This window comes from Acidovorax sp. HMWF018, assembly GCF_003061035.1.
GTDB lineage: Bacteria > Pseudomonadota > Gammaproteobacteria > Burkholderiales > Burkholderiaceae_C > Acidovorax > Acidovorax delafieldii.
Map to the genome: position 1 here is coordinate 1 of NZ_QAIM01000581.1, position 1029 is coordinate 1029.

The 1029-nt window shown below is 65.7% G+C and carries 1 protein-coding gene; it reads right to left on the reverse strand.

Annotation, left to right across the window (positions count from 1 at the left end):
- Positions 1 to 369: 369 nt before the first annotated feature.
- Entirely contained in the window at positions 370 to 1011 is a 642-nt protein-coding gene (locus DBR23_RS24740; protein ID WP_056058586.1) for a YitT family protein, read from the reverse strand.
- Positions 1012 to 1029 lie beyond the last annotated feature (18 nt).

Sequence of the window (1029 nt, forward strand, 5' to 3'; positions counted from 1 at the left end):
CCCCACCACCGCCTCCGCAAGCTGCCAGGACGCCTGCCATGACCAGAGGCAACGCCCATGCCGCACCGGCAAGCCTCACACGCAGGGCCTCAGCCATGGCAGAAAAATTTCGATACATCAAGGGTTCTCCGGGTCTGTGAACTGCATGGACACTCCAACCCCTCGGGAGGCACGAATAGGTCCGGCTCCCTCTTGCGGGTGCAGGCGGGGTGCCTGGAACTCTAGGGCGGGAGGACGCGCAAGCGCACCCCACTGAAGCAGGGTTGACGCAGAGAATGGAATGGCCCCGCAGCGTTTGGCGGGACTCAGAGCCCCGGGGTCGCGCTCAAACGACGAGGCTGTCAGCCACCGCGCTGGCGGCTGTCTCGCTCAATGGCCCACGTAGCGCCCTGGCCGGTGGCTGATCCACAAAAACCCGCTCATCACCAGCACCGCCAGCACCGAATACGCCACACGGTCTACCGGCACCACCCACAGTGCGAGCAGTACGACGGTGCCATCGATCATCATCTGCACCTTGCCCGCACGCATGCCGTAGCGGCCTTGCAGGTACAGCGACACCACGGTGGCGCCACCCAGGCTGGAGCGGTGGCGTGCCAGGAACAGGCAGCCCGTGCCCAGCAGCAGCCCGCCCAGCAACGAGGCGAACAGCGGGTTCAGGTAGTCCACATGCATCACGTGCGGGAACAGCTCGGTCAGCAGCGACAGCAGGCCCACGCAGACAAAGGTCTTGATCGTGAACTCGCGCCCCATGCGCGTCCAGGCAAACCAGTAGAACGGCAGGTTGACCACAAAGAACAGCTTGCCGAACGAAATGCCGGTGACGTAGTGCAGCAAGAACGCCGCGCCCGCCGTGCCGCCCACCAGCAGCCCCGCCTGGTTGAACAGCATGAGCGCCATGGCCACAAACAGGGTGCCCGCAAACAGGGCCTGGGCGTCTTCAAAGGTGCCATGGCGCAAGGCGGATAGCGGCGGGGCGGCGTCGTGGGCGGGGGGCTGGGTATCGGGCATGGGCGTTCAGCGTTGGGG

What these genes read in the sequence shown, in the direction of transcription:
- DBR23_RS24740 (WP_056058586.1), bottom strand. Translation starts at nt 1,011, where the DNA reads ATGCCCGATACCCAGCCCCCCGCCCACGACGCCGCCCCGCCGCTATCC.